Origin of the sequence: Streptomyces canus (assembly GCF_030816965.1) — a bacterium.
In the GTDB taxonomy this organism is placed as follows: Bacteria; Actinomycetota; Actinomycetes; order Streptomycetales; family Streptomycetaceae; genus Streptomyces; species Streptomyces canus_E.
Genome location: NZ_JAUSYQ010000002.1, coordinates 76,882 through 101,877 on the forward strand (window position 1 = coordinate 76,882; position 24,996 = coordinate 101,877).

Consider the following 24,996-nt stretch of genomic DNA (forward strand, 5'->3'; position numbering starts at 1 on the left):
GCCCGCCCGAATAGGGCCACCCGGACCGATGCCGTACGTGCGTTGACCAGTGCGTGTCGCAGGTCGTTGTAGCGGATGGCCCAGTGCGAGTTCTCCCGGTCCGATTCGGGCAGGGCCAGCAGTAAGTCGTCCGTCCCGCTTCGCGATACCAGACCGTGCCCTGCGAAGTACAACACGAAGGCGTCCTTCGCGGCCCTCGCTGCCGCGCGGACCGTATCGCCTATTTGGGGGGCATACCGGGACTGTTCAGGACCACACAGTGCTCCGGAGGCAGGCCCCACAGGCCACGGTCCATCAGCAGCTCTGCAAGACGAGCGACGTTGTTTCGCACCGCGGGCAGGGCTTCCAGATGGACGTACGTGTCCATCCCTATGAGGACGGCACTGCGATCGCGCGGGATCAGGCAGCAGCCTCATCATCCGCTCCCGGGGCTGTCCGCGTCGTCGCTTGCGTCACGGACTTCGGAATCGGGACCAGACGTCAGCAGTTCGACGATCCGGCGCACCGACTCCTCCGAGCCGTCCCGAACCGTGATTGACATGCCGTCGACCGTGATCGTCACCGGAGCCTGCAGGGCTCGAGCCTGGCGCCACGTGGCGTACGCGATCGCCAAGTTGGCCACCGCGATGCCCTGACCGACGACCAGTTCGATCACTTCGACGGCTCCTATGAAGCCACCGGTCTGCCGTACTGGTCGCAGCCGTGCCTGAGCTTGGCGTCGCAGCTCGCCATCCTGGCGGAACCAGCGGTACAGATCGGTAAGCGCAGTACCACCGTCATCCGCGTCGATACTGACCAGAACCCGCATGAGACCCCCGTAGCATCTGTCGTGATCCCTCCACGATAGAGAACACGATCAATCCTGGATGACCAACGATCCATTCGAGCATGGGGAGTTCGGCGCCGGGAGGCGGACTGCAGGTCCGGCCCCTTCCCCCGTCCATCTCGACGCCCAAGCATGGAAGATGAGCGTGTCGCGCCGTCCTGGTCGGCGTCTTCTCCGACATTGGGATGTAGGGCACCGTGATAAGGGCTCGCTGGCTTGAGGTCGAAGCGCCCGCCGTGACCGCCGCTCTGGACGGAAGCACCGCACCGTCAGTCTTCCCGCGCGCTGCATCCCGTCGGATGCAGCGCGATGAGAATCCGCCGATACGAACGAGAACGCGTGAGAAACCGGTGGGTCCAATGCGACAGGACACTGCGGTATCTCGCCGCGATGTCGGATCCCACTTCCATCCGACACCGACCCTGAGATTCCGACACGGGAAATGAGGTCCCACTGCTGGCAGGGCCCGGGGCGTACTGGAGGTCTGCCATGCCCCGAACGATCTGCAATCAGCTTCGGTCTCGTGACCGTCCCTGTCCACGTCGCGTCCGCGACCGAGAACCGTTCGATCCAGTTCCACCAGTACCACCTGGAGGACATGGGTTCTCCGGGGTGCAGCCTGTTGCGGTGGTGGGACGCTCAGGAGTGATGCGGCTCAGCGCCGATGTGCCTGGGCTTATCCCTCGCGACAGGTGTGGTGCTATCGCCAGATCGGGTGAGGCCAGCCGCTCGGGCCTTGCCGGGGCGTCAATTCACTTCGGTCAAGGGACCTGTACAGCCATCAGCATCCAGCACTACGTTGACAGTCAGAATCGGGCTCGTCGACGCGTTGGTGGCTGGCTGGGTGGCGCGTCTCATCGACGTGTCCGATGGAGACATCAGTGTCGTACCGCTCCCTGCTGCGCCTCGTCGGCGTCGGCTTCTTCCCTCTGGGGTTCCTCGCCCGCCTGCCATACGCCGCCTCCGGCTCTCGCGACGCTCATGCTGTTGCAGGCATCGACCCACAGCTACGCCTTCGCCGGCCTGGCCATTGCGGCCCAAAGCATCGCCATCGCCATCGGCGGCCCCCTGGTCGGGGCCTTGGCCGACCGCTACGGCCACCGATCCGTCGCAGCCGCCGCTATCGCTAACTTCGCTGCCTGGGCCGCGCTGCTGGCCGCGAGCCACGGAACACAGGAAAGCATGCTCGCTGCGGCCACTTTCGTGGGCCTGACCCAGCCCCAAGTCGGCCCTCTCGTACGCGTGCACTGGTCGCGTCTGGTGCGCTCGCACAACGAACACCACCTGTTGTCCGCGGCTCTGTCCTATGAGGCATCCGCCGACGAGATGAGCTTCGTGGCCGGACCCGCGCTCGTCGGGCTGCTCACGTCGGTCAGTCCGCTTGCGCCCGCCGTGGCGACCATGTCTTTGATCGCAGCAAGCACCCTCCCCTTCGCTCTCCTCTACTCCCACCGCGCCACGCAGCAGCCCGCTTCGGGCGAGCGTGGGAACCCGTACTTGCCGCGTCGTCCGCTGGCCGTCATGTTCCTGGCGATGGTCGCGATGGGGGCGGTTTTTGGAGCGATCCAGACAGCTGTCCCCGTGTATGCCGACACGATCGACAAACCCGGCGCCTCGGGGCTCGTGTACGCCGCGTTCGGCATCGGCAGGGCCCTGGCGGGTGCCGCCTGTGCCTGGCTCCCGCCGCGGTTCTCCCTGCGCGCCCGCTACGTCTCGTTCGCCGCAACGCTCTGCGCCGGCATGCTGATCCTCTTCGCCGGAACCCAGCTGGTGCCCGTCCCCGTCGCCGTCGCGCTGGCGAGCTTCACCGTCGCGCCGTACATGATCAGCCTGTACGCATTGACCGAGCGACTTGGCCCCGCGGAACGTGCAGCGGTCGCCATGACGATCCTGTGCGCCGGTGGTCCCCTGGGAACGTCTGGCGGACAGGCCGTGTCCGGCAGCCTTGCAGGAGCTCACGGCGTCGAGGGCGCCCTTCTGGTGGCTCTCGTCGTGGCAGCAGGCGCGCTCCTGCTCGCGCTCTGGGCATCCCTCGCCGACCGAGGTCGCAACATCTGGATCGTCGACTGTGTACCGGCCAAGAACCAGGCGCCCCGAGAACCTGTCGAACAGTCACAGAACGCCCTCTCAGAGCCTTGACCGGGGCGTCAGGCGGTCACCACGGGCACACCGTCCGGGCAGCCGGCGAGCAAGGCGGCGATATGGTCCGCACACCGTCTACGAACGCCACCGGCTGTGGTCCGCGGACGGAAAATAGGAGCGTCTGCTCCAGCAGATCCAGGCTGCCGTCGACGAGACAGGTGAGATCGACTGGGACATCTCGGTCGACTCCACCATCGTCCGCGCTCACCAACACGCGGCCGGCGCCCGCACCGCCCCACCTCCAGCGCCCGCTTCAAAGGGGGCCGAGATGGTAGAACACCAGGACGAGACGCCGTGGCGGAGCCTCGTCGGCCGCCTGGAGGAGGTGGTGTCGGAGGCGAGGGCCTGGGCCGCTCACGAGGCGGGTTCACCAGCAAGATCCACCTGAGCGCGGACGGCCGCTGCCGTCCGCTGTCCCTGGTCCTCACGCCGGGCCAGCGGGCGAACTGCACCCAGTTCAAGCGTCCCGGGGGCGTCGGCGTCCAAATGTGCCGACCCGTGGCTGCGCCCGGAGCCGTCCAGTGGTGGCGTGGAGCGGTGGAACCCGCCTCGCAGCGGGGCGTCTCGCTCGGGGCGAAGTAGCAGGGCCGGGTCCAGCCGCAGTCCGCGCAGACGGCTGTCGGCGGCCGGACGCATCGTCCGCAGAGTCGCTGGTCACCGTCGCGGCGAACGATGTTGGCGGTACGTCCGCAGCTGGTGCAGGGCTCGTGGTTGACAATCCGGCTCCCCGACGCCGATCGAGACGACATCGGCACCTGTGCGCGCGTCGTTCACTGTGCTTACACCAGCCATTTCGACGCGGAGAACCACAGGTCCCGGAGGTGTCGGCAGGGATGCCACATCGGTGTTCGACGGACCGACGCGGGCGCGCACCTGCACATTGCCGGACGAGGCCACGACGTCGTAGTAATGCTGCTCGTCGAGGCGGACGGCCGGCCGGCCACCGGCGCCTTCCGTCACGTCGACCAGGGCTCGTACCCGGCAGGACATATGTTGCTGCCAGATCGCGGCCGGGCAGGGTCAGGCTTTCGCCAGCCGCAGCAGGAGCAGTTGTTCCGGGTGGAGGTTGGGAATCTGGATCCCGACGCGTTCCAGGACGCTGCCGGGGACGGTGATTTCGTCGCTCGTGCACCATGCGGGGGTGCCACGTTCCATGCCGGGTGCCTGGTCGGCCGGGGGCAGGGGGCGCAGGTGGTAGGTGGCGTCCGGGTCAAGGCCGCGCAGCCGTAGCGTGCCGGGGTGAGCGGCGAGCGGGGTGGCCATGGCGGTGAGGGCGAAGACCGCTTCCGTACGGTCCTGGGAGATGACGCCGTGTGCCCACAGGGCCGGGTCGGGGTGGTCGATGCGTACGACGCGGCCGGTGTGCAGCAGCCCGCGCAGCTGTTTGTACAGGGTGATCCAGTGCGCCAGTTCGGCGCGTTCGGTCTCGGTTGTGCGGGTGAGGTCCCATTCGATGCCGAAGTGACCGAAGAGCGCGGTGCCCGCCCGGAAGGCCAGGTCGTGGGTGCGGCCGGTGGTGTGGGAACGGGCGGCGCCGACGTGCGAGCCGATGAGTTCGGGCGGCAGGAGCAGCTGGGTCCAGCGATTGATCGACTGGCGTTCCAGGGCGTCGTTGCAGTCGCTGGCCCAGACGCGGTCGGTGCGCTCCAGGATGGCGAGGTCGACGCGTCCACCGCCGCTTGCGCAGGACTCGATCTCCAAGCCGGGGTGGCGTGCGCGCAGTTCGTCCAGCAGGGCGTAGACGGCGAGGGTCTGTGCGTGCACGGCAGGCTCACCGCCCGGTGCGTGGCCGGGGTCGACCAGTTCGCGGTTGTGGTCCCACTTGAGGTAGGCGATGTCGTACTCGCTGAGCAGGGCGTCGAGGCGCTGCAGGATGTGGGCGTACGCCTCGGGGTGGGTGAGGTCCAGGACCTGCTGGAAACGGCGGTCTGCGGGGGTGCGGCCACCGGTGGCCAGGATCCATTCGGGGTGGGCCCGGGCCAGGTCGGAGTCGGGGTTGACCATTTCCGGCTCGACCCACAGGCCGAACTCCATGACGAGGCCGCGAACGTGGTCGATGAGCGGATCAAGTCCCGCCGGCCACACGGTCTCGTCGACGTACCAGTCGCCGAGGCCCGCCCGGTCGTCACGACGGTGCCGGAACCAGCCGTCGTCCAGGACGAAACGCTCCACGCCGACCTCGGCGCCGCGGTCGGCAAGGTGGGTGAGCCGGTCGAGATCGTGGTCGAAGTAGACGGCCTCCCAGGTGTTGAGCACCACCGGGCGAGGGCGGTTGGGGTGGCCGGGACGGGAGCGGAGGTGGTCGTGGAAGCGGGCGGAGAGGCCGTCGAGCCCCTGGCCGCTGTGAGAGGCGTACAGCCACGGGCCGGTGTACTCCTCGCCGGGGCCGAGGATGACCTCGCCCGGCAGCAGCAGTTCGCCGGCAGCGATGACCGGACGGCCGGTGGGGAGTCGCTCGGCCAGTACGCGGTGGTTGCCGCTCCAGGCCAGGTGCAGGCCCCATACCTCGCCGGTGCCGAAGCCGAAGCCCGCGGTTCCGGCCGCCAGGACAAGGGGGGCGTCGTGGCCGGTGCGTCCGCTGCGGGTCTCGCGCAGCCAGGTGCCGTGGGTGAAGGGCCGACGTTGCGGGGCGCGTTCGCGGCACCAGCGGCCGGTGAGGTCGAGCAGTTCGGTGGCGGTGTCGGGGACCGGCAGGGTGAGCAGCAGGCCGTTGAGGGTGTAGTCGCGGTCCGGGTCGTCGTTGCGTACGGCGGCTCGCACGCGTACGAGACCGGACGCGGTGAGTCCGGCTTCCAGTACCAGGCTGAGCCTGGCTGCAGCGTCGGCGGCCCCGACCTTCACCGATTGTGCTGCGGTTTCCAGTTCCAGTGAGTCGCGGGTGAACAGGGGTGACCAGTCGGCTCCTTGGCGGTGACCGGTCAGTCCGGGCTGTCCGGGCCAGCCGGTGCCGTGTTCGGGCAGCAGTGCGGCACGCGGTACGGCGTCGGGGAATCCCGCGATCGGCGGCGTGGTGACGGCCTCGGCCAACCGGTGCAGGTCCTGGCGGCTGAGGTCGCCGAGGTCGGCGCCCCAGTGCAGAACGGCGGGCAGACCGTTGCCCCGCAGGTCGAGTACCAGGCTCACACCTGCTGCGCGGAGATGAATGATGCCCTCGGCTGCGGCTTCGGTCGGAGTGGTCACGATGGCCCCTCTCGGCAGTCTCCCTACGGGGATCTGTAGGTGCGGCTTCGTCACCCCACCCGGGCTCGACCACGGGGTGAAGGGTCGCCGGCGGCGGCGTGGTCGTCAGATCGGGTGGCGCGCATCAGCGCGAGCGCGGTCAGCGGTACGAGGGTCAGGGCGGCTGTCACCGTGCCGACCAGCGGTGGCCCGGCCTGCCGCAGTGGTGAGGCCAGGGCGATGCCTGCCGCCCAGGAGCCGACGGCGACGCCCACGTTGGACGACGAACTGGCCAGCGCGGAGGCGAGCGTGGGCGCGGAACCGGCGAAGCGCCTGACCAGCGCGCCGAGCCCCGGGGAGGCGGCGAACGCGGTCACCCCCATGACCGTCACCAGGACGACGGTCGCCACGGGGCTCGTGGAGAAGAACACCAGCAGGAGCAGGATCAGGCTGCTCGCGGCGGCGGCCGTGATGAGGGTGGCGAGCGGCCGGCGGTCACCCAGGCGCCCGCCGACCGTGGTGCCCAGCAGGGCGCCCGCACCGTAGCCGGTCAGGACCAGGGGCACAGCCGCGGCGGGGATCTGGGCCCGCTCGGTGAGCAGGGGCGAGATGTAGGTGTAGGTCGCCAGGACACCTCCCATGAGCAACGCGATGGCGCTCAGCGCCAGCCAGACCCGGCCCTGGCGCAGCGCGGCGAACTCAGCCCGGACAGAACGCGCTTCGCGCTGCTCCTCGTCGGGGATGTACCGGCCGATGACCGCCGCCGCGGCGGCCGACAGGGCGGCCAGCACCCAGAACGGCCCCCGCCAGTTGGACACCTGCCCCAGCCACGAGCCCAGCGGTACGCCGGCGATGTTGGCCACGGTCATGCCCCCGAGCAGCATGCCCAGGGCCCTGGACGTCATTGCCGGTCCTGCCGCGGTTGTCGCCACGACTGCGGCGACGCACCAGAAGGTACCTGTGGCCAGTGCGGTCACCACGCGAGCCGCGAGCACGACCGCGAAGGACGGACTGAGCGCGGCGACCACGTGGCCGAGCGCGAAGACGGTGAGCGCGAGGACCAGCGTGGACCGCCGCGGCAGGCGCAGCGTCGCGATCGCCATCGCCGGTGCGCCGACGATCATGCCTGCCGCGAAGGCCGTGATCAGCAGCCCCGCGTGGGACACGCTGACGCCCAGATCGTCCGAGATCTCGGGCAGCAGGCCCGCGATGACGAACTCGGTGGTGCCCATCAGAAAGATCCCGGCTGCCAGCACCAGGACGACGAAAGGCAGCTTGGCGGATCGGTCGTCGGTCAGGGGTGGCATCTGAGTGGTGTTCTCTTTCCGGAGCGAAGCGCGACTGGCCGCGGGGAGTGCTGACGCCGCACAGCCTCGCACCGGATATCCGTTCTGTGAGGGGGAGAAAATTCTCCCTTGACGGATGCAAAGAGTCCGCGTATGCGAATTTATCCGTCCAACAGTTACTGAGTTTCTTCAGCGTTGCCGCTCCAGGGTGAGGACAGCCTTGGCGATTGGCGTCATGCGGTTCGGACTGCACCGGGACCTGCGGAAGATCCGCCAGGACTTCAGGCGCGCAACACCGCGCTCGACCGGTGCCGGTGCTGCGGCCAGCGCCCGGTTGAGCGTCTTCTCGGTGAGGGTGAGTTCCTGCAGGCAGGATCGCGACGCACTGGGTCGGCGTGAGGTTGGGGCCGTCGTCCTCGGGATGACCGAGGAGTGGTGCCAGGGCGGTGGAGACGTCGTTCCAGGGGCGTTGCCCTCCGAAGCCGTGCATCTCGTCCAGTGCGAACCCCTCGGCCTGCGCAAGCCACCGCCGGAACACTCCAAAGCTGGTGCAGGACCAGGACACGTCCGGACTGACAACGTGCACGCACCTTCTCACGCGGGATGCGCTTCCCTCCCCTTTCATCGCTTTGTTCCGTTCATCCCCCGGCAACGCTCTCGGCGAGGCCGCCCCCCTATCCCGGCAACACCTCCGACTCGTCCTTCAGCCCCACTCCCGTCGCCCCCGACTCCCGTGCCCACGCCATCAGACCCCCAAGGCATCATCCGGTCCGCGGAGGAGATGCGGCGGCCGATCCAGTTGTCGGACGCCCGCCTGGAGGACTATGACGCCGTCTGCTTCCCCGGCGGTCACGGGCCGATGGAAGACCTGTGGACCGACTCCGACGCGGGCAGGCTGCTCACCGCCGCGCTCGCCTCGGGCAAACCGCTCGCCGTCGTCTGTCATGCCCCGGCCGCGCTGCTGGCCACCAGGGTGCGCGGCGTCTCGCCCTTCGCCGGCTACCGGGTCACGGCGTTCACCAACGACGAGGAGGACGCCGTCGGTCTGGCCTCCAAGGCCCGCTGGCTGCTGGAGGACTAACTGAAGGAGCTGGGCGTGGAGTTCACCCGCGGCGAGATGTGGAAGCCGTACACGGTAGTGGACCGCAACCTCTACACAGGCCAGAACCCCGCATCCGCCGCAGCCCTGGCAACGCAGCTTCTGAAGGTCCTGTAAACGTGACGCCCGGCAGTAACGGCGCAAAGGACTGAGACGCTCGGTGAGCGGGACGTCCAGGTCGCCTGCCTGCCGGGCTTCTACGAACACCTGCCGGATCTGCGCGCCCCACCGTTCGAAGCCGCGCTTGACCGCGGCCCGGATCTCCTCCTCTTTGCTGGTGAAGCGGTTGCAGAACGCGCCGACGCGCTGCGCCGTCAAGTCCCGTCGCGCGCAGTGCCCGCCGCCTGCCCCACAGGCAGCACCACATCAAGGAGCAGTCTTGTCCACTTATCAAGCCTTCGAGGCCACCGGCGTTCACAACCTGAAGCTGGTCGAACGTGATCTCGTCGACCCGGCACCCGGGCATGTCCGGCTACGGGCCGAGGCCTGCGGAGTCTGCCACACCGACGTGTTGGCCGTGGAAGGCCTGCGCTCGGGCCCCTCGCAGCCCGTCGTTCCTGGGCATGAGGTCGTAGGCGTCATCGACGCTGTCGGGGTCGGCATCACCGTCTGGCGGCCCGGCGACCGTGTCGGTGTCGGCTTCCTGAACGGCCAGTGCTGGGAGTGCGAGCCGTGCCGCCGGGGTGACTTCGTGAACTGCCGCAATCAGCAGCAGACCGGGACGACGACCGACGGCGGATACGCGGAAGTGGTCTACGCCCGGGCCAGCGGACTGGTGCGCATCCCCGAGGGCCTCTCGGCAATTCACGCCGCTCCCCTGCTGTGAGCCGGCCTGACCACCTTTGTCGCCCTGCAGCAGGGACCGACGCGGGCCGGCTCACTGGTCGCCGTGCAGGGCATCGGCGGCCTGGGACATCTGGCCCTGCAATACGCGCACCGTCTCGGATACCGGGTCGCCGCGGTGGCGCGAGGAAAGGAGAAGGAGGTTTTCGCCCGGCAACTGGGCGCCCACGAGTACGTCGACAGCAGCGCCACCGACCCAGGTGCCGCGCTGAGCGACCTGGGCGGCGCCTCCGTCATCGTTGCCACGTCGTCCAGCGGTGCCTCCATGAACCCGTTGGTCCGCGGCCTGGCCCCGTCTGGCAGGCTCGTAGTGGTCGGTGCCGCGCCCGACCCACCGACCGTCTCGACCCCCGACCTGATCTTCGGCACACGTTCCATCGTCGGCAGCCTGACCGGTTCGTCCATAGAGAACGAGGACAACCTCGCGTTCGGTCTCGCCCACGACATCCGTCCCAGCGTTGAGATCATGCCCTTCGCCCGGGCGCTGGAGGCCTATGAGCACATGCTGTCGGGCGCGGCCCGCTTCCGGGTCGTGCATAGCCACCGGTGGGGCTGTTCTTGTCGTCCCAGACGTCGGCGTAGGTGTCGTAGGCCAGACCACGGCTGTCGTAGCGGGTGTCCGTCAGGATCCGCCCGCCCGAGGGTGAGGGTGTCTGGGTCTGGATGGGGCGCAGCTGGGAGTCGTAGAGGGCATAGGTGGTGGTGTGGGTGGTGCCGTCGGCTTTGAGGGTGGACACCGAGGTCCACGGGGCCTTGTCACGTTCGAAGCCGTAGCCGAACTTGGCGTTCGGGGTGTCGCCGCCGGACTTGGAGCGGTTGGGCAACCAGGTGGCCGTGATACGGCCCAGGGCGTCGTAGGTGTGCTCGGTGCGCTTGACGTTGAGGTCCAATACGTAGCTCTCGACGCCGCGAGCCGGATCGTAGCCGGTGGTGGTCTGGTGGGCCTGGCCGTTGGAAGCGAGCTTCGGCTTGGTTTCGACCTTGGTGGCGAGCGGACCGGCGGACGCCGGGTAGTAGGCCGTGGTCGTCGTACGACCCTTGGCGTCGGTGACGGTGAGGGGGCGGCCGAGCTTGGCGGTGGCGGTGTCGTAGGTGGTGGTGACGGTCTGCCAGCCGGAGGCGGCCAGGGGATTGCGGTCGGCGCTGCCGGAGGCCAGCGGATAGGACTTGGCGCGGCCGGTCCAGGTGGGCAGGCCCAGGGTGGGACTCTGATCGGGGCTCCAGCCGGTGGCGGAGGCCGTGTCGTAGACGGTGGCGGTGTCGGACAGCACGTCGCCGCGCGTGTCCGCTCCGGTCGGCAGGCTCAGGCTCGCGTCCGGGGTGGCGCAGGGTCTGGCGACGGTACGAGTACGGGAGACGAGTGCGGTCAGACCGTTGGCGTCGTTGCGGGCATACCAGGTCCGGGTGCAGGTCTCGTCGCCGGTCGCGGTCCAGTCGCCGTCGTCCTGCACCGTGGTGACCATGCCGTACTTGGCGTCGTAGGCGTAGGAGAGGGCGGTGGTGCGCCACCGTCTGCCCACCGTGAGATAGGTGTGGCTGAACGTGCGGGCCGTCTTGACGAAATAGGCCTCGATGTCGGCGTAGGACTTCTTCTGGCTGGCCGTCCGCTGTGCCCAAGGGGTGTGGACGGTGGCGGAGATCGCGGTGTCACCGTCGTAGACGATCTCCTGGCGCAGTTGTCCGGCGTAACGGTCGAGATCGTCGAGGTCGGCGACGTCGAGGTCGTCGGTGGTGACGGTGGAGTCGTTGCTGAGGTCGATGCCCTTGACGCTGGCGGTGCGGGTGGTGCCGTCTTTTTCGTCTGTCGCCGTGTATTCCCTGCAGGAACAGTTTCACCGTCCTGGAGCGGGTGGGGCCTGCGTCGCCGGTGTCACCCTCGATCCGGGTCTCGGGTTCCGGCGCACCCCCGGCACGGTGATCGTCCACATCTTCACCGCGGCCGCAGCACCGGGGACAAACAGCGCCTGTACAAGGCGCTCGCCTCCCAGCTCGCCGAAGCCGGCGTCGACGCACGGACCTGTTCATCAGCCACCTCGAGAACGGCCCGGACGACTGGTCGTTCGCCGACGGCCGCGCCCGGTACGTACAGGGCGACCTTCCCGTGCCCGTGGAGCAGCTGGCCGACCACATCTCCGCCGATGTCTCACGCCCCCTTCAGCGCCGTGACGACGCCGTCTTGCTCATGGCCCGGTACGAGGGGACCGGCAACGCCCGGGGAGCACGCCGCCCCCGCGGACCGGGGGCATGCTCATCCAGCGGGCGATCTACTGGGCGCGAGGACGGCCCGTACCTTCGTCGACGACCGCCTGCACACCTGGGGGCTGTCGGAACTGTCGGACTCGCTCCAGCTCATCACCTCCGAAGTGGTCACCCACGCTCTGATCCACGCGGGCAGTGACGTCGACGTCCGGCTTCGGGCATTCGACGACCACGTCCGGCTGGAGGTGCGCGATTCCCGGAGCAATCCGCCGGTGCCGTCACCTCTGGCACTGTCCGAAGAGGACAACGCCGACGCCGAGCACGGACGTGGTCTGCTGATCGTCGACGCGTCGGGCGGAGCGTGGAACAGCTTCCCGAACGGCCGCGGCAAGAACGTCGTCGACCTGTCCTTGCACGACCCGGCCTGAGCCGCACCGGCGCCCCACGCCGGTCTCGGGCCACTCAGCCAAGCCGCCGGCAGGTCATGCCCGAGTCGAAGCCGAGCGCCCGCGGCAGGTGCTGGCCCCGATCAGCGGTCCCCGTCCGTGTCGGCCGGACCGGCCCCCGGGTCAGAGGTCAGACTGTGGCCACACCCTTGGCGGGTGCCTGTGCTCCCAGAAGGGCAAGACAGTTGAGCCACAGGACATCGAGCTGGGCGGTGTTGTTGTAGAGCTTGGCGAACAGCACCTGGCCCTCCAGCTGCGCTACGACGGCTCGCGCGGCGTCACGGGTGTCGGCGATCTTCACATCGCCGCGTTCCACAGCGGCTGCGACCACCTCTTGGACCATGTCCACCTGGGCTTCGAAGATCTCCTGCAGACGCAGGCGGATCGCCTCCGTCTGGTTGCTCAGTTCCAGCGTGAGGTTGCCGAACATGCACCCGGACACGGTGCCGCACGTCTCCTGGCCGGCACGCTGGGCGGCTGCCGTCTCCTCGAACAGCTGCCGGAGCCGGAGCAGGGGTTCCTGGTCGCCGCGCAGAACGCGGTTCCAGCTCTCCTGCTGGGCGGCCCACTGCTCATCGAGCACGGCCAAGGCCAACGCTTCCTTGGACTCGAAGAAGTAGTAGAAGCTGCCCTTGGGCACGCCGGCCGTCTTGCAGATCTCGGCCACGCCCAGCGCTGAGTAGCCCCGCAGTTCGATGAGGGACTGCGCAGCATCGAGGATCTTGACTCTGGCATCACTCGTACGTCCCATGCACCTAGTATACGACCATTCGACTAGCGTGGGAGAATCAGGTCAGTCCTGCAGAGCTCACCCCGACACAGCACAGGTCAGGACCGGATACTTCGAGTGGTGACCGGCAGCCGCGCGCGATAGCTTCGAGGAGGCCGCGGATGCTGTCGCACCACTCGACGAGCGATAGTCGGCCATTGCTCGTTCCCCGCAAAAAAGGGGGAGGTCCCTTCGCAGGTCGCACGCTCCGCTGTGTCGGTAACCGGCATGAACGCGCTGGGGACACAGTCCGAAGCCTCCCGCACTGCCGCCCTACGGTCTTGTCCTGCTGAGCCGTGCGGGCTTGCGCTCACCGGGCACCGGGAGCGGCCGGTCCGTCCCCTCACTTCCACGATGCAGCGGCCGGACCCGGTGGTGTGGGAGTCGGCAACGGATCGCGCTCGTTGGTCAGGAAGGCTCATCCATGGACATGAAACTCGAAGTCGTAGTGATACCAGTGGCCGATGTCGATCGTTCGAAGAGCTTCTACGAAGGGCTGGGATGGCGGTTGGACGCCGACTTCACCGCCGATGACGGCCTGCGGGTCGTGCAGGTGACGCCGCCCGGTTCGGCGTGCTCGGTGATCTTCGGTCGCGACGTCAGCGCTGCCGCCCCGGGGTCCGCCGAAGGACTCCACCTCGTGGTCTCGGACATCGAGGCGGCGCGGGAGAAGCTGGCCCGGGCAGGTGCAGACGTCAGCGAGGTCTTCCACGATGCCGGTGGGGTGTTCCATCACGCGGGCCAGAAGGCCCGGGTCTCCGGCCCGGACCCCCAGCGGGGCAGCTACGCCTCCTACCTCTCGTTCACCGACCCGGACGGCAACGGCTGGATCGTGCAGGAGATCACCGAACGGCTGCCGGGCCGCTGAGGCCGTCCGCAGCGAAACGGACGGTCTCGCCGAAACCTCGACTGTGCAACCGCGCACCCACCGTGCCACGTCGGCGTGAGCTCACTGCCGGCCGAGGGCGACGTGGACGCGCGACCAACTCGGGCGCGGGGTGGCCAAGCGGCCGTTCCACAGCGCCGCCGTGATCTTCCCGAGGCCCGGGTTCGTCAGGTGGGGTCGAGGACGCGGCGGCCGGAGCCAGGTGCACAGCGAAGGAAGCCGGCCGACATCCAGGGCGTACTCGACCGGCGCCATGTTCCACGGGGACGCGGTACGCGATCCTCCGCACATCGGGCGGCGCACCGGCCGAGGGAGCACACTGGAAAGGCGCTGTCGCGGCGTCGAACGCACACCGGCGTCACACTGTGGCGTTCCTGTTCCGGGTTCCCGTCAGCCGTATCAGGCCCAGCAAAGGACAGGAGCAGGCATGGACGGCACGTCCCGCGCTTACGACGTGGTGGTTCTCGGTGCAGGTCCCGCGGGAGAGAATCTCGCCGAACGCACCCGGGCAGCCGGGCTCACCACAGTGATCGTGGAGAACGAACTGCTCGGCGGAGAATGCTCGTTCTGGGCGTGCGAACCGAGCAAGGCCCTGTTGCGCCCGGTGGTGGCGCGTGCAGACGCCCGCAGGGTCCCAGGGCTGAGGCGAGCGGTCGAGGGCCCACTGGACGTTCCGGCCGTCTTCGCCTACCGCGACAAGATGTCCGCCTACTGGCAGGACGACGATCAGGTCGACTGGCTCGACTCGGTGTCTGTGGACCTGGTGCGCGGATACGGGCGGCTGGACGGGCCTCGCCAGGTGGTGGTGGACCTCGCGGACGGTGGGAGCGTCCGCCTGACCGCCCGGCACGCCGTGGGGGTGTCCACGGGGACCGTCACCGCCTTCCCCGACCTGCCGGGACTGGAGCGGGTGCGCCCCTGGACCAACCGAGACGCGACCGCCGCACGGCACGTGCCGGACCGGCTCGTCGTGGTGGGAGGCGGAGTGGTGGCCGTCGAGATGGCCACCGCGTTCCAGGCGCTCGGCTCCCAAGTGACCCTGCTGGTCCGGGGAGACAAGGGGCTGCTGAACCGGATGGAGCCGTTCGCCGGCGAGATGGTGGCCGACGCGCTGCGCGCCGCCGGGGCCGACCTGCGCTTCGGCACCTCGGTGACCGCCGTCGCCCGTGAGGACGGCGCGGACGGTCCCGTGCACGTCACGCTGGACGACGGCAGCTCACTGGTCGGCGACGAGATCCTCTTCGCGACCGGCCGTGCGCCGCACACCACGGACATCGGCCTGGAGACCGTCGGGCTCTCCCCCGGTGACTGGCTGACCGTGGACGACTCGTACCGCGTGACGGACATCGCCGACGGATGGCTCTACGCCGTTGGCGACGTCAACCACCGGGCTCTGATGACGCATCAGGGCAAGTACCAGGCGCGGATCGCGGGCGCCGTCATCGGAGCGCGCGCCAAGGGTGACGCCGCTCGACGACGGCCGTTGGGGCAGGCACGCCTCGACCGCCGACAGCGCCGCTGTGCCGCAGGTGGTCTTCTCCGAGCCGGAGGTGACCAGTGTCGGGCTGACCACGCGGGAAGCGGAGCAGACGGGCCGCCGGGTGGACGTCGTGGACTACGACATCGGCCGGGTCGCCGGCGCGGTTCAGTATGCCGACGGCTACCGCGGCAGGGCCCGTGTGCTGATCGACACCGATCGCGGCACGGTGGTCGGTGTGACCTTCGTAGGTCCTGGGACTCAGGAACTCCTGTACTCGGCGACGGTGGTGATCGCGAGTGAGACGCCGGTGGAGCGGTTGTGGCACGCCGTCCCCGCCTTCCCCACGATCAGCGAGGTGTGGCTGCGCGTCCTCGAGACCTACCGGGATCGCGCGCGTGGGTAGGGAAACCGACGGGCGTAGCTGGGCCGTCCCGATGAGCGAGGTGTCGTCAGTCGCCGCGCCAGATGTTGTCGAAGGCAGCGGCCTCGATGGACCGGCGCTGCCGCTCGGCAGCGAGTTCCGTGACGGCCTGGTGGACGGCGGCACGGCGTCATGCTCGTCGACCAGACCGGCGAGCGCATCCGCCGGCACTTCGCTCAACCCCGCGCAGCCGCGAACCCCGCGAGTATCGGTTCACCCGACGTCCGGCGGTCCCTCGCCAGGAGGAGGGCAGTGGGGTCCACCGGTGCCGGTCGGGTCCGGCGCAGGGGGTTGCGGTGGCGGCCCGCGCGTGCCACGAGTCCCTCTTCTTCCAGCGCGCCTCGATAGCGCGCCGCGAGTTCGCGGCCCCGGCGCCACAGCCAGTCCTCCACGGTTGTGTGAGGTGCCCCTGGTGCGAGGAGCGATACGGCCTCGTGCAGCAAGGGGCTTCGGCCGGTGGGGAGCCGCCGGACACCAGGAGGTCACCGTCGAGCGTGACGGTCCCGGTGTCGATGAGGTCGACCAGTTCCGGCCCCGCCAGAGCGAGGGACAGCTCACCCAGTTCCACCACTGAGCCGGTTTGCGGGTCGGTAGCTATCAGCGCCAGGTCCCGGGCCGTGGTCATGGTCAACTCCAAGCGCGACGAGGGGAACGGTCGGCGATCGGCGCCTGGGCTGTCGGCCGCCTTCACCGGCTGACGGTTCCGGTGTGCAGTGGGATCCGGCGTCGGCGGAGAACCTCGCGCACGTCTGTCGGGGTGCTGCCGCGGGCTGCGGAACATGCACCTGATGGTCGCGGACGGCTCCGACAACGATAGGCGCAGGATCAGGCACGGGCCTCTCGGACCAGGTGATGTGTCCGGTGGTTGTGGCCGACAACCAGTGCGCGCTCGTTCAGCGGCCGAGGAGCTGTTGCCCACCGTCGATGTCGTACGTCGCACCGGTGAGCGCGTCGTTGTCCATGATGTGGGTCGCCAGCGCGGCGGCGTCGTCGGCGCCGACGACCCGACGGACGGGCAGCGCGGCGCGCAGTTCCTCGCGGCGGGCTTCCAGCTGGTCGCCGAGCAGGGACGCGGACAGGGGTGTGTCGACGAAGCCGGCAGCGATGAGGTTGACGCGGATCGGCGCCAGCTCGAGTGCGAGGTTGGCGGTGAGGGCAGGAAGAGCCACAGTCAGTGCGGCGGTGCCGGTGAGGCCGACGGCTGGGCCAGGCGCCAGTGCCAGGTACGGCCTCGGGCACCGTGACCTTCGCGGGATCGCGGGATCGCGGGATCGCGGGATCGCGGGCGCCGGCACAGGCCTTGGCCGCACCGGCTTCGAGCAGCGCCCGCACGAAATTGCTCACCGAGCCCGCGGTTGGCACCGGTCACGAACGCGGTTCCATCCACCTTCGTGGACCCTTCCGGCAATTCATGCGTGGACCCTTCCGGCAAGGGTTCGAAGGGCTGAAGACCTGGGTCACGATGCGATGAGACAGTCCACCGCGGTTCCCTACAAAGCCATAGCGCCGCAGATTTCGCCACCACTTCGGACGACCGTCCCAGCGCCTGGCGCGTGCGGGCGGGTGACGCGGGGCTGCAGTGATGAAGGTGTCGAGGATCACGCCACCACAGCTCCGCGCCGGGAAGCTCTTCCGGGCCGGACGACTTGTATGGACTACAACAAGACGACCGGTCATTTATGCACTCCGGCGTCTCGCCCTCACCACGGAGAATTGTCATGAACGACCTCACGAGCACTGCCATGGCGGCCCACGGCGGCCTTGAGCGCTACAACGGCTTCAATTCGGTCACCGCGCACTTCCGCTCCGGCGGCCTGCTGTGGGGCCTCAAGCAGCAGGAGGGCTTGTTCGAGCACGCCGCAGTGCGAGTGGACCTGCACCGCCAGCACGCCAGCCACTACCCCTTCACCGCACCCCATCTGCGCACCTCCGTGACCGCAGAGCGGGTGGCCGTCGAGAGTGACGACGGTGAGGTGAAGGCAGAGCGGCTCGACCCCGCGCGGCATTCGCCGGCCACACCCTCGAAACCCCCTGGGACGACCTTCATGTGGCCTACTTCGCCGGATTTGCCATGTGGACCTACCTCACGGCGCCCTTCACCTTCGCCGCCTCCGACGTCCACACCGAGGAGCTGCCCTCGTTGAAGGAGAACGGGCAGACCCTACGGCGCCTGAAGGTCACCTTCCCCGACCGCATCGCCACACACAGCCGGGAACAGATCTTCCACTTCGACCAGCAAGGGCTTCTGCGCAGGCACGACTACTCCGCCGATGTCCTCAATGCCGGCCCTGTCGCGCACTACTCCTCCGACTACAAGGAGTTCGACGGCATCATGCTGCCGACCCGTAGGCGCGTCCACCCGCTGGCCGCCGACGGAACCGTCAACCACGAGCTGGAACTGGTCACCATCGACATCGAGAGCGCCCTGTTCCTCTGAGCGCTCTCGCCACGAGCCGCCTGCGAAGCCCGTGAGATGCCCGGCTCGGTCCGGTGGTCCCACTGCTGCCGAGACGCCGTCGTCGCCGCAGCGGCCAGTGCGCCGGTGCCTCGGCGGGCGGGGCGCGCGACACGCATCGCCCGGATCCCGTCTTCAAGCGCGTGCGAACAGAGGCGAGTTGACGGACCTCGCGGTCCCGTCGGCTGGGCAGGGCCACCACGATCGCTCCCCGCCGTGAACACGGAGGAAAGTCCGCGTTCGGCTCGGTGACCGATGACTCGCGGAGTCGGACCAGCCACTGGCGCACATCTGATTTACTCGACAAGTATTGCCTCTCAGTGAGCGAAGCGACCGGTGCCTCACTCATCCCTCCATGCCTCACCGAGGCGGGTGGACTTCCTGTGCGCGTTCACCCTGTGGATCACCAGGGGGCGTGGCGGGCGCCTGACGTGGGACCAGTGGATCAGGGTCACGCGTCGGTGTCCCGCGTGCCGTCCCCTCGATCGCCGTCCGACCGCCGGCTCCGCCACGGGCTGCCCAGGCCTGGTGATCAGGCGGGGTGCCTTCGCATCCGCCACACCGAGAGCGCCACGAACGCCATGCCGACCGCCAGGCACAGGGCCGTCGCCGTCCACTGGAGGCTCCAGAAGTGGGAGACCGGGTGGTACTCGGCCAAGCGGCCGGTGAGCCCGCGCGACTTCAGGCACTGCGCGTAACTGTCCTGAGGCAGGCAGTCGGTGACTTCGCGGGCACCTCGTCCGTCCGTGGTCAACGGACCGTCCGCCAGCAGCCAGACGTTTTCCGGCAGCCGAGGTTCCGCGGTGTTCTGCGCGACGGAGGTACTGACCGGCCACAGGTTGCGAGCGGCACGCCCAACTTCGCCGCGAACCAGCGCAGGCGCGGCACGGACTGGGTGGCCACGGTGTGGTACGAGCCGGATTCCGGCTCCTGGGCGAACTGGGGCCCGCCGAGGAACACGCCGAACAGGAACGGCAGTACAGGCACGAGTTGCAGGGGGCGCCGCAGCGGGTGCTGGTACTCCTTGCCGAAGCTGAGGAGGTCGCGCGTGCACTGGGTGGACTCGACGGTGCCGCCGCGGCACGCGTCGAGATGCTGTGCGGTGATGGCCTCGGTCACGTGCTGATGCTGCACGGCGGCGTAGACGGCCACGGCCGCGGCGACCGCCAGCCCGATGAGGAACGCGGCGCGGTTCTGGCGCCACATGAGCCAGGTCAGCCCGCGCAGACGCGGACCGTATCGAACGCTCGCACGGGAACGAGGAGTCGCGGTGCTCACGCCGACATCCGGCTTCCGTGGGCACGAGCGCCGGCGGTGAGGACCGGGGACGCATCGGGGGCTCCCAGGTAGCCGAGCACCAGTTCTTCGAGAGTGGGCGCGTGGTGACCGTCGCCGGCGAGTGAGGTGTCGCGAGTGCGCACCAGGGAGATGCTCTCACCACCGGTGTCGGTGGTCGAGACGACGTCGTAGGGACCGGATGCGAGCGGCGGTCATCCGTTCTTGAGGTGATGCGTCGGTGCTGGTCGAGGAGAACGTCGACCTCGCCGGCCAAGCGGACCCGGCCGTTGTTGATGAGAACGAGGTGGTCGCAGGCGTTCGCCAGCTCGGACACCAGATGGGAGGACATGAGCATGGTCGCCCCGTTCGTACGCGCCTCGACGCGTAGGAGGTCGGTCATCTGCCTGCGCACCAGCGGATCGAGATCAGCCATCGGTTCGTCCAGGAGCAGCAGCCGGGGCCGCTTGCCCAGGGCGAGGGCGAAGGCGACACGGGTGGACTGGCCTCCGGAGAGCGTTCCGACCCTGGCGCTCATCGGGATGCCGCCGTCTTCGATGACCGACTCAGCGGTCTCCTGGTGCCAGGTGGGGTTCAGCTCCTGCCCCATGCGCAGGGTGTCCCGCACGCTGAAGCGTGGGTAGAGCGCCTTGCGCTGGCTGACGAAGGCCGTACTCCGGCGGGCCTCGGAGCTCCCCGGGTCATGCCCGGACAGCCTGATGGTGCCGGCCGTCGGTTCGAGGAGGCCCGCTGCCAGGGAGAGCAGGGTGGTCTTGCCGGCTCCGTTGGGCCCGACGAGGGCGCACATGCTTCCCTCCGGAAGACGCAAGGAAGCGTCACGCAGGGCCCATCCGCGACGGTGACGCTTGCCCAACTCATACGTTTCCGAGGCGGGGGCGGAGTGACCCGAGGGTCCGTGATGTGGTCTGTCATGACGTGAGGAAACCTGTGTGATCCTTCTGCGGAGGTCGGGATGAGAGGCCGCGGCCGTACGACGGTGCCGTACGGCCGCACTCGGGCTCCCGGTCATCCCTTCTGCGGGTGTGCCTCGTCTGCGGTGCCGCTGCGACGGCCCAGTGTCAGAAACAGTGCCGAGGCGCCTGCGGTGAACGGCAGCAGCCACGCCAGTCCGGGCACGGGCGCACTGGCGGTCCACACCGTCAGGTGGGCCACGAGACGCTCGGCCATGGGTACGCCGCCCATGAGGAGAAGCAGTGCGGCGATCACGACAGCGATGAGCCGCGCGGGCTGCTGAAAGAGGAGGGCAGTGGTCCGGTGTGTGGATCGGTTCATGACGCCGACACTAGGACCGGGCGGCGCGTGCGGGCATCGGCCGAAAGTCGGCCGTGCGCCGGTGACCAAAGTCGTGGTGCGAGGGTGAGTCGTGTGGGAGCCGACGCCCGGGGAGGTGGCTTCAGCCGAACAGGGTGAGCATGGCGGTCCTGTTCAGGACGTGCTCGGCGCGTTCCCACGTCCAGCCGCTCTCCACCACGAGTGTGTGCCAGCCGAGAGGTCCGAACCAGTACCAGAGAAGATCGGCCGTCTCCTCCACCGGGCAGGAAGGCGATGGATCGAGCGAGTGCAGGTGACCGGCGACAGCCCGCAGGGCGTCCCGGTACGCCGCCGTGGCACGGTCCCAGAGGGCCTCGCCGTCCTCGTGGACAGGGAGTGCCTTGCGGATGGCTTCGTGTACGGCGTGCTGGCCCTCGTTGCCCGCTCGCGTCCCCCGGGCCAGCGCCGCGATGACCGCCTCCGGCGTTCGCATGCCGAGGATCTCCTCGATGGCCTGCCGGTAGCCCGACGCGGCCACCCCCCGGTCGACGATCCGGTTGAGAATGTCGCCCTTGCTCCCGACGCTGGCGAACACCGTCTTCGGCGCGACGCCGGCAGCAGCGGCGATGTCGGCGACGGCCACGCGCCCGTAGCCGCGTTCGGCGAACAGCGCTGTCGCCCGGCCGAGGATCAGTTCCCGGGTGCGGGCCGCACCCTGCTCACGCAGCGGGGACACGTAGGGGCGCTTGGGCGACATGATTGCATGCTAACATCGCGAATTCATTAGGCACGGCATTACCTCAATACTTGCCGCGCAGGCGCGGCGCCGACGAAAGGCTTGATCATGGGAATCGACGCTGCGGAGTTGGGTCACGGCCTCTTCCGCATCCTGGAGACGGGCGACCGGGAGCTGGCGGCCGAGGTCGTGCACCAGGACTTCCGCAACCGCGAGTCCTCCGTCTCGCCGCAGGCCTGCTCGGTCGCGGGGCCTGCGGGAGTTCTGGCGTCAAGTGCGTGGATGCGCTCCGCCTTCAGCGACCTTCGTTTCGCCGTCACCGGAATCGTCCATGAGGGAGACCAGGTCTGGGTGCGTCTGCGTATGCAGGGCCGCCAGACGGGCGCCTTCGTCCGGTTCCGCGACGGCGTCCTCGACCAGGCTGTGCCGCCCACCGGGCGTGAGATCGACTTCGAGCAGATCCATGTACTCGGTCTCCGCGACGGCAAAGTGGTCTCGCACGAAGCGGTCCGTGACGACGTCACGATGCTCGGGCAGTTGGGCATGTTCCCGCCGGAACCGGCCGGCATGCTGCGCATGGTCATGTGGCGACTGACCGGCCGAGCCGAGCGCGCCGCGCAGCAGGTGACGGCTCAAGCGGCGGCAGCGGCCGCCACGGCGTAGCGGACCTCGTTGGCTTTCCGGACGGCAGAACGAGGCTGCGACAACGACCGTATCCGCCTCGACATCACCGCCCACGAATGAACCGCCTCAGCGCGGCTCCGGGCCGAGCCCGCCTCTCGGAAAGGCATCGACATTTCCGGCCGCGCGAGCGGAGACCTCGGCCCGGGCCGCTCCTGAGCGGCTGCGAAGACGCCGGGTGAGAGACGACCGGCCCGCCCGGCCTGCCGTGCACATCATCGGCTCCTTGATGCTCGGCGTAGCGCCCGCTGTCTCGAATCCGCCTGCATTTCCGGCCGGATCATCGCACCTCCCCCGCCATACGCATCCGCGTTTGACTTTTTCTAGACCGGTCGTCTACTCTGCCATAGGCGACCGGTCGTCCCCGTCGGGGCCAGACAGGCAGCCAGCTGCTCGGCTTCGGCCTCGTCGGCAGCGAAGTCCAACAGAGTCCACTGCTGTGGCTGCTCAGCCGCCGCGCTGTTCACCGCCACTCTCGCAAGCTTGGTGATGTGCCGCGGGACTCCGGCCAGTTCGGCCCGACCCGCAGACTTTCGGCGATCAGCACGCCTTCAAGCACCCCATCCACCTTGATCTCGACGCGGTGAGAGCAGCGGGGACCTGTGACAGCAGTGGCGGTAGCCGGAATCTCGCTCGCTACCGTTCGGGGATTTGTCGGGCTTGTCGGTGGGGTTCCTCGGTCGCTTGTTGCGCCGGTAGCTGTCCTGGACAAGGACGCCACCACGACAGTGGCGTACGAATGGGACGCCGCCGGAAACCGCACCACGGCCGGCTCGACCACTTCGACCTTCGACGCCCGCAACCTCCAACTCACCGACGGCAGCACGGCCCAGTTCGCCTGCGTAGTCGCGGTCTTCCCAGACCTGGGTGATCTGCGGCTGTATGAGACGCAGGCGCCAGAACACGTCGCGGGCAGCGTCGCGGTCCTGGACATCGGCGGGCGTCACCGTGATCATCACCGGCAGGCCGAGCGGGTCCACGGTGATATGTCGCTTGCGGCCGTTGTCTTCTTCGCGGCGTCGTAGCCGCGGCTGCTATGGCCGGCCGCCGCTCCAGGGGTCCGCCCTGCGCGCCAGCTTCTTCGCCCGGCCCCGTACGTCCGGGGGGAGGCGGTGGAGGACCGTACGTGCCGCGCGGCGGATGGGCGGAGCCGATGTGGTGCGCAGGTAGATGCGGTGCGGAAGTGTGGCCTGACTCGGCGGACGGGCGGAGAGGCGGAGTTGGCCGGCCGGGCCGTCCCAGACCGGAATCACCAGGTGGGATGGGGTTCCGACTGTGACCGAGCCGAAGCCGAGACCGGCGTCCGGGCCTGCACCGCGCGTTGCGACGTCGCTGCGTGTCACCCGCGCCCTGCGACCCACACCGAGGAGTTGGGCGCTCGCCCACACCACGTGCGTGCCAGGTTCCATCGGCCGGCCGCCGGCCAGGGTCAGGGGGTCGATGGGCGTCTCGCCGGTGAGCACGACGCGGTGGCGGCCACCGCCGAGCGGTTGCGTGCAAGGGGTCAGATCGGCGTCGGGGTACCACCACAGGTCCCGGGCGGTGTCGTGGACGAGAAGTTCGCCGTGGGCGTGGCCGAGGGGGTGCGGGGCCTCCCAGGCCTCAGCGCCCCTGATACCGGCCAGCAGGTCGGGGTCGAGGAGCATACGGCCGTAGCGTTCGACGAGAGCGAGGGGTTCACCGTCGGCGCGGCGCATGCCGAACGTGGTGGTGACGTGGAGCTTTCCGTCCCGCCAGCGGATGTCGTCGACGGTGAGCTCGGGCCTGATGCCCCGGGTGCGGCGGGCGAGTTCGACAAGGGAGTCCAGATGGCCCTCCTCCAGCAGGTGCGCCCGGAGCCGGGTGAGGGCGGGGAGGCCGTCACGGACACCGGGCGGATAGGCCTCGAGTGCCATACGGCGTACGACGTCGAAGTAGCGTTCGAGGACCTTGCCCGTGCGCTGAAGGGCACGGGGCTCGCCCACCGGACGGAGGAGTTCGACGCGGTAGGACCGGCGGAGCAAGTGGTCCTGCAGGGGACCGGGTTGGGTGTCCTGCTTGATGGCCTCGACTACCGTGCGGAGGTGACCGTAGTAGTCCTCCGGGCTGGCGCCGCGGCTGCTGGTATTGCCTCCGTCGTCCCGGCGGTTCCATACGTAGCAGGGGTGATCGGCGAGGATCGAGACCGTCTTGGCGCGCAAGTAGGCGCGGGCCATGAAGAGTTGGTCCTCCAGCCGCACCGGGCCCTCGGGGAACCTCAGGTCGTGGGCGAGCAGGAAGTCGCGGCGGAACATCTTGTGCGGGGTGAGGCTCTCCATGAGCGGCGCGTCCTCGACCGTGCAGCGCTCCACGGTGCGCTTGAAGACGTTGCTGGGGCCCGCCATGGTGCCCACGACCTTGCCGAGGACGATGTCGGAGCCGTTGCGGCTGGCCAGTCGGTGCAGGTGTTCGAGGGCCGCCGGGGTCAACTCGTCGTCCTGGTCGACGAACTGGATGTACTCGCCGCGGGACTCTTGGACGCCGACGTTGCGGGGTTTGCCGGGCCAGCCGGAGTTCTCCTGATGGACCACGCGCACATGCGGGTGTTGCGCCGCCAGTTGGTCGAGACGTTGCGCGGAGTTGTCGGTCGAGCCGTCGTCGACGTAGATGACTTCGTACGCGTCCTCCCCCAGGGTCTGACGTAAGAGTGACGGCGCACACATCTCGATGTAACGGCCCGCGTTGTATACGGGCACCACGATGCTCACTTTGAGCATGAACGTTCCCCCAAACGGAGACCACGTGTCTCGTTGTTCTTTGGACGTTCCGACTCTGGCAAAGGCTGTCTCATCCGAAGCAATCGGATGACTGCCTCCGAAATCTTCCTATTCAGTACGGCGCCAGGGCCGCGTATCGGGTCGTGATCAATGAGTACCGCAGCTTCCGGCCGGGTGCCCCTTCGACTGACCCGTCTGGGGTACAGAGCCCGGCGATCTGCGGCTGCGCCGTGTGGGCGCGAATGACCGGGAGCGATGCCGCAGGGAGGCCACGGGGCCCGAGGAC

The 24,996-nt window shown here is 68.9% G+C and carries 21 protein-coding genes and 7 pseudogenes; 12 read left to right on the top strand and 16 right to left on the bottom strand.

Annotation, left to right across the window (positions count from 1 at the left end; translation table 11 throughout):
- Nucleotides 1-415: 415 nt before the first annotated feature.
- Nucleotides 416-808 (bottom strand): effector-associated constant component EACC1, encoded by a 393-nt coding sequence (locus QF027_RS01095; protein WP_307072133.1) that lies wholly within the window; start codon nucleotides 806-808, stop codon nucleotides 416-418.
- 502 nt (nucleotides 809-1,310) lie between these two features.
- Here QF027_RS01095 and QF027_RS01100 point away from each other — a divergent pair.
- From QF027_RS01100 to QF027_RS49980, 3 genes and pseudogenes are all read left to right on the top strand, one after another.
- Nucleotides 1,311-1,430: pseudogene (locus QF027_RS01100) on the top strand (Ku protein); the annotation flags it as partial.
- 377 nt (nucleotides 1,431-1,807) lie between these two features.
- Entirely contained in the window at nucleotides 1,808-2,965 is a 1,158-nt protein-coding gene (locus tag QF027_RS01105) for an MFS transporter (protein ID WP_307072134.1), read from the top strand.
- Nucleotides 2,966-3,023: 58 nt separating this feature from the next.
- A pseudogene (locus tag QF027_RS49980) lies at nucleotides 3,024-3,433 on the top strand (hypothetical protein); the annotation flags it as partial.
- Between the two features lie 555 nt (nucleotides 3,434-3,988).
- Here the strand turns inward: QF027_RS49980 and QF027_RS01115 are convergent.
- The 3 genes and pseudogenes from QF027_RS01115 to QF027_RS01125 form a co-directional block, all read right to left on the bottom strand.
- Nucleotides 3,989-6,148 (bottom strand): alpha-galactosidase, encoded by a 2,160-nt coding sequence (locus QF027_RS01115; protein WP_307072135.1) that lies wholly within the window; start codon nucleotides 6,146-6,148, stop codon nucleotides 3,989-3,991.
- A gap of 50 nt (nucleotides 6,149-6,198) precedes the next feature.
- The gene (locus QF027_RS01120; protein WP_307072136.1) at nucleotides 6,199-7,434 is read right to left on the bottom strand and encodes an MFS transporter; all 1,236 of its coding nucleotides are present in this window, start codon (nucleotides 7,432-7,434) and stop codon (nucleotides 6,199-6,201) included.
- A gap of 168 nt (nucleotides 7,435-7,602) precedes the next feature.
- Nucleotides 7,603-7,782 (bottom strand): annotated as a pseudogene (locus QF027_RS01125) (IS5/IS1182 family transposase); the annotation flags it as partial.
- A gap of 394 nt (nucleotides 7,783-8,176) precedes the next feature.
- On the opposite strand from QF027_RS01125, the pseudogene QF027_RS01130 reads away from it, so the two are divergent.
- The 3 genes and pseudogenes from QF027_RS01130 to QF027_RS01140 form a co-directional block, all read left to right on the top strand.
- Nucleotides 8,177-8,629, top strand: a pseudogene (locus QF027_RS01130) (type 1 glutamine amidotransferase domain-containing protein); the annotation flags it as partial.
- Nucleotides 8,630-8,891: 262 nt separating this feature from the next.
- Nucleotides 8,892-9,338 (top strand): alcohol dehydrogenase catalytic domain-containing protein, encoded by a 447-nt coding sequence (locus QF027_RS01135; RefSeq protein ID WP_307072137.1) that lies wholly within the window; start codon nucleotides 8,892-8,894, stop codon nucleotides 9,336-9,338.
- A 135-nt stretch (nucleotides 9,339-9,473) separates the two neighbouring features.
- Nucleotides 9,474-9,704, top strand: a pseudogene (locus tag QF027_RS01140) (zinc-binding dehydrogenase); the annotation flags it as partial.
- A gap of 115 nt (nucleotides 9,705-9,819) precedes the next feature.
- Here the strand turns inward: QF027_RS01140 and QF027_RS01145 are convergent.
- On the bottom strand, nucleotides 9,820-10,875 hold the full coding sequence (locus QF027_RS01145; RefSeq protein ID WP_307072138.1) for a hypothetical protein: 1,056 nt from the start codon (nucleotides 10,873-10,875) through the stop codon (nucleotides 9,820-9,822).
- A gap of 642 nt (nucleotides 10,876-11,517) precedes the next feature.
- Here QF027_RS01145 and QF027_RS01150 point away from each other — a divergent pair.
- The gene (locus QF027_RS01150) at nucleotides 11,518-11,982 is read left to right on the top strand and encodes an ATP-binding protein (RefSeq protein ID WP_307072139.1); all 465 of its coding nucleotides are present in this window, start codon (nucleotides 11,518-11,520) and stop codon (nucleotides 11,980-11,982) included.
- 148 nt (nucleotides 11,983-12,130) lie between these two features.
- Here QF027_RS01150 and QF027_RS01155 read toward each other — a convergent pair whose 3' ends face one another.
- The gene (locus QF027_RS01155) at nucleotides 12,131-12,751 is read right to left on the bottom strand and encodes a TetR/AcrR family transcriptional regulator (protein ID WP_306986941.1); all 621 of its coding nucleotides are present in this window, start codon (nucleotides 12,749-12,751) and stop codon (nucleotides 12,131-12,133) included.
- Between the two features lie 442 nt (nucleotides 12,752-13,193).
- Here QF027_RS01155 and QF027_RS01160 point away from each other — a divergent pair, with 442 nt between their 5' ends.
- Together QF027_RS01160 and QF027_RS01165 are read left to right on the top strand one after the other, a co-directional pair.
- On the top strand, nucleotides 13,194-13,637 hold the full coding sequence (locus QF027_RS01160; protein WP_306986942.1) for a VOC family protein: 444 nt from the start codon (nucleotides 13,194-13,196) through the stop codon (nucleotides 13,635-13,637).
- Between the two features lie 445 nt (nucleotides 13,638-14,082).
- A pseudogene (locus QF027_RS01165) lies at nucleotides 14,083-15,538 on the top strand (dihydrolipoyl dehydrogenase family protein).
- A 194-nt stretch (nucleotides 15,539-15,732) separates the two neighbouring features.
- Here the strand turns inward: QF027_RS01165 and QF027_RS49435 are convergent.
- Nucleotides 15,733-15,999 carry a hypothetical protein gene (locus QF027_RS49435; RefSeq protein ID WP_373432389.1) on the bottom strand — a complete coding sequence of 89 codons (267 nt, stop codon included), beginning with the start codon at nucleotides 15,997-15,999 and terminating at the stop codon, nucleotides 15,733-15,735.
- Between QF027_RS49435 and QF027_RS01170 the strand changes: the two genes are divergently transcribed.
- Nucleotides 15,969-16,130 (top strand): hypothetical protein, encoded by a 162-nt coding sequence (locus tag QF027_RS01170; RefSeq protein WP_307072140.1) that lies wholly within the window; start codon nucleotides 15,969-15,971, stop codon nucleotides 16,128-16,130. The two genes, QF027_RS49435 and QF027_RS01170, sit on opposite strands and share 31 nt — an antisense overlap.
- Nucleotides 16,131-16,449: 319 nt before the next feature.
- On the opposite strand, the gene QF027_RS01175 is transcribed toward QF027_RS01170, so the two are convergent.
- Nucleotides 16,450-16,725 carry an SDR family oxidoreductase gene (locus QF027_RS01175; protein ID WP_306986946.1) on the bottom strand — a complete coding sequence of 92 codons (276 nt, stop codon included), beginning with the start codon at nucleotides 16,723-16,725 and terminating at the stop codon, nucleotides 16,450-16,452.
- Nucleotides 16,726-17,627: 902 nt separating this feature from the next.
- On the opposite strand from QF027_RS01175, the gene QF027_RS01180 reads away from it, so the two are divergent.
- On the top strand, nucleotides 17,628-17,993 hold the full coding sequence (locus QF027_RS01180; RefSeq protein WP_307072141.1) for a hypothetical protein: 366 nt from the start codon (nucleotides 17,628-17,630) through the stop codon (nucleotides 17,991-17,993).
- 550 nt (nucleotides 17,994-18,543) lie between these two features.
- Here the strand turns inward: QF027_RS01180 and QF027_RS01185 are convergent.
- The 6 genes and pseudogenes from QF027_RS01185 to QF027_RS01210 all read right to left on the bottom strand — a co-directional run bounded on the left by QF027_RS01185 (nucleotide 18,544) and on the right by QF027_RS01210 (nucleotide 21,315).
- Nucleotides 18,544-18,765, bottom strand: a complete 222-nt coding sequence (locus tag QF027_RS01185) for a hypothetical protein (protein ID WP_307082772.1) — start codon at nucleotides 18,763-18,765, stop codon at nucleotides 18,544-18,546.
- On the bottom strand, nucleotides 18,762-19,289 hold the full coding sequence (locus QF027_RS01190; RefSeq protein ID WP_307082773.1) for a hypothetical protein: 528 nt from the start codon (nucleotides 19,287-19,289) through the stop codon (nucleotides 18,762-18,764). Before QF027_RS01190 ends, QF027_RS01185 begins: the two co-directional genes overlap by 4 nt.
- On the bottom strand, nucleotides 19,286-19,432 hold the full coding sequence (locus tag QF027_RS01195; RefSeq protein WP_307082776.1) for a hypothetical protein: 147 nt from the start codon (nucleotides 19,430-19,432) through the stop codon (nucleotides 19,286-19,288). Before QF027_RS01195 ends, QF027_RS01190 begins: the two co-directional genes overlap by 4 nt.
- Nucleotides 19,433-19,776: 344 nt before the next feature.
- Nucleotides 19,777-20,100: pseudogene (locus QF027_RS49440) on the bottom strand (ATP-binding cassette domain-containing protein); the annotation flags it as partial.
- A 212-nt stretch (nucleotides 20,101-20,312) separates the two neighbouring features.
- Nucleotides 20,313-20,579: a hypothetical protein gene (locus tag QF027_RS01205; protein WP_306986955.1), complete on the bottom strand. Its 267-nt coding sequence runs from the start codon at nucleotides 20,577-20,579 to the stop codon at nucleotides 20,313-20,315.
- Between the two features lie 121 nt (nucleotides 20,580-20,700).
- Nucleotides 20,701-21,315, bottom strand: coding sequence for a TetR/AcrR family transcriptional regulator (locus QF027_RS01210; RefSeq protein ID WP_306986956.1), 615 nt, complete (start codon nucleotides 21,313-21,315; stop codon nucleotides 20,701-20,703).
- A gap of 87 nt (nucleotides 21,316-21,402) precedes the next feature.
- Between QF027_RS01210 and QF027_RS01215 the strand changes: the two genes are divergently transcribed.
- Nucleotides 21,403-21,957, top strand: a complete 555-nt coding sequence (locus QF027_RS01215; protein ID WP_306986957.1) for an ester cyclase — start codon at nucleotides 21,403-21,405, stop codon at nucleotides 21,955-21,957.
- A gap of 569 nt (nucleotides 21,958-22,526) precedes the next feature.
- Here the strand turns inward: QF027_RS01215 and QF027_RS49445 are convergent.
- On the bottom strand, nucleotides 22,527-22,931 hold the full coding sequence (locus tag QF027_RS49445) for a hypothetical protein (protein ID WP_373432134.1): 405 nt from the start codon (nucleotides 22,929-22,931) through the stop codon (nucleotides 22,527-22,529).
- A gap of 78 nt (nucleotides 22,932-23,009) precedes the next feature.
- Entirely contained in the window at nucleotides 23,010-24,710 is a 1,701-nt protein-coding gene (locus tag QF027_RS01225; RefSeq protein ID WP_307072142.1) for a glycosyltransferase, read from the bottom strand.
- Nucleotides 24,711-24,996 lie beyond the last annotated feature (286 nt).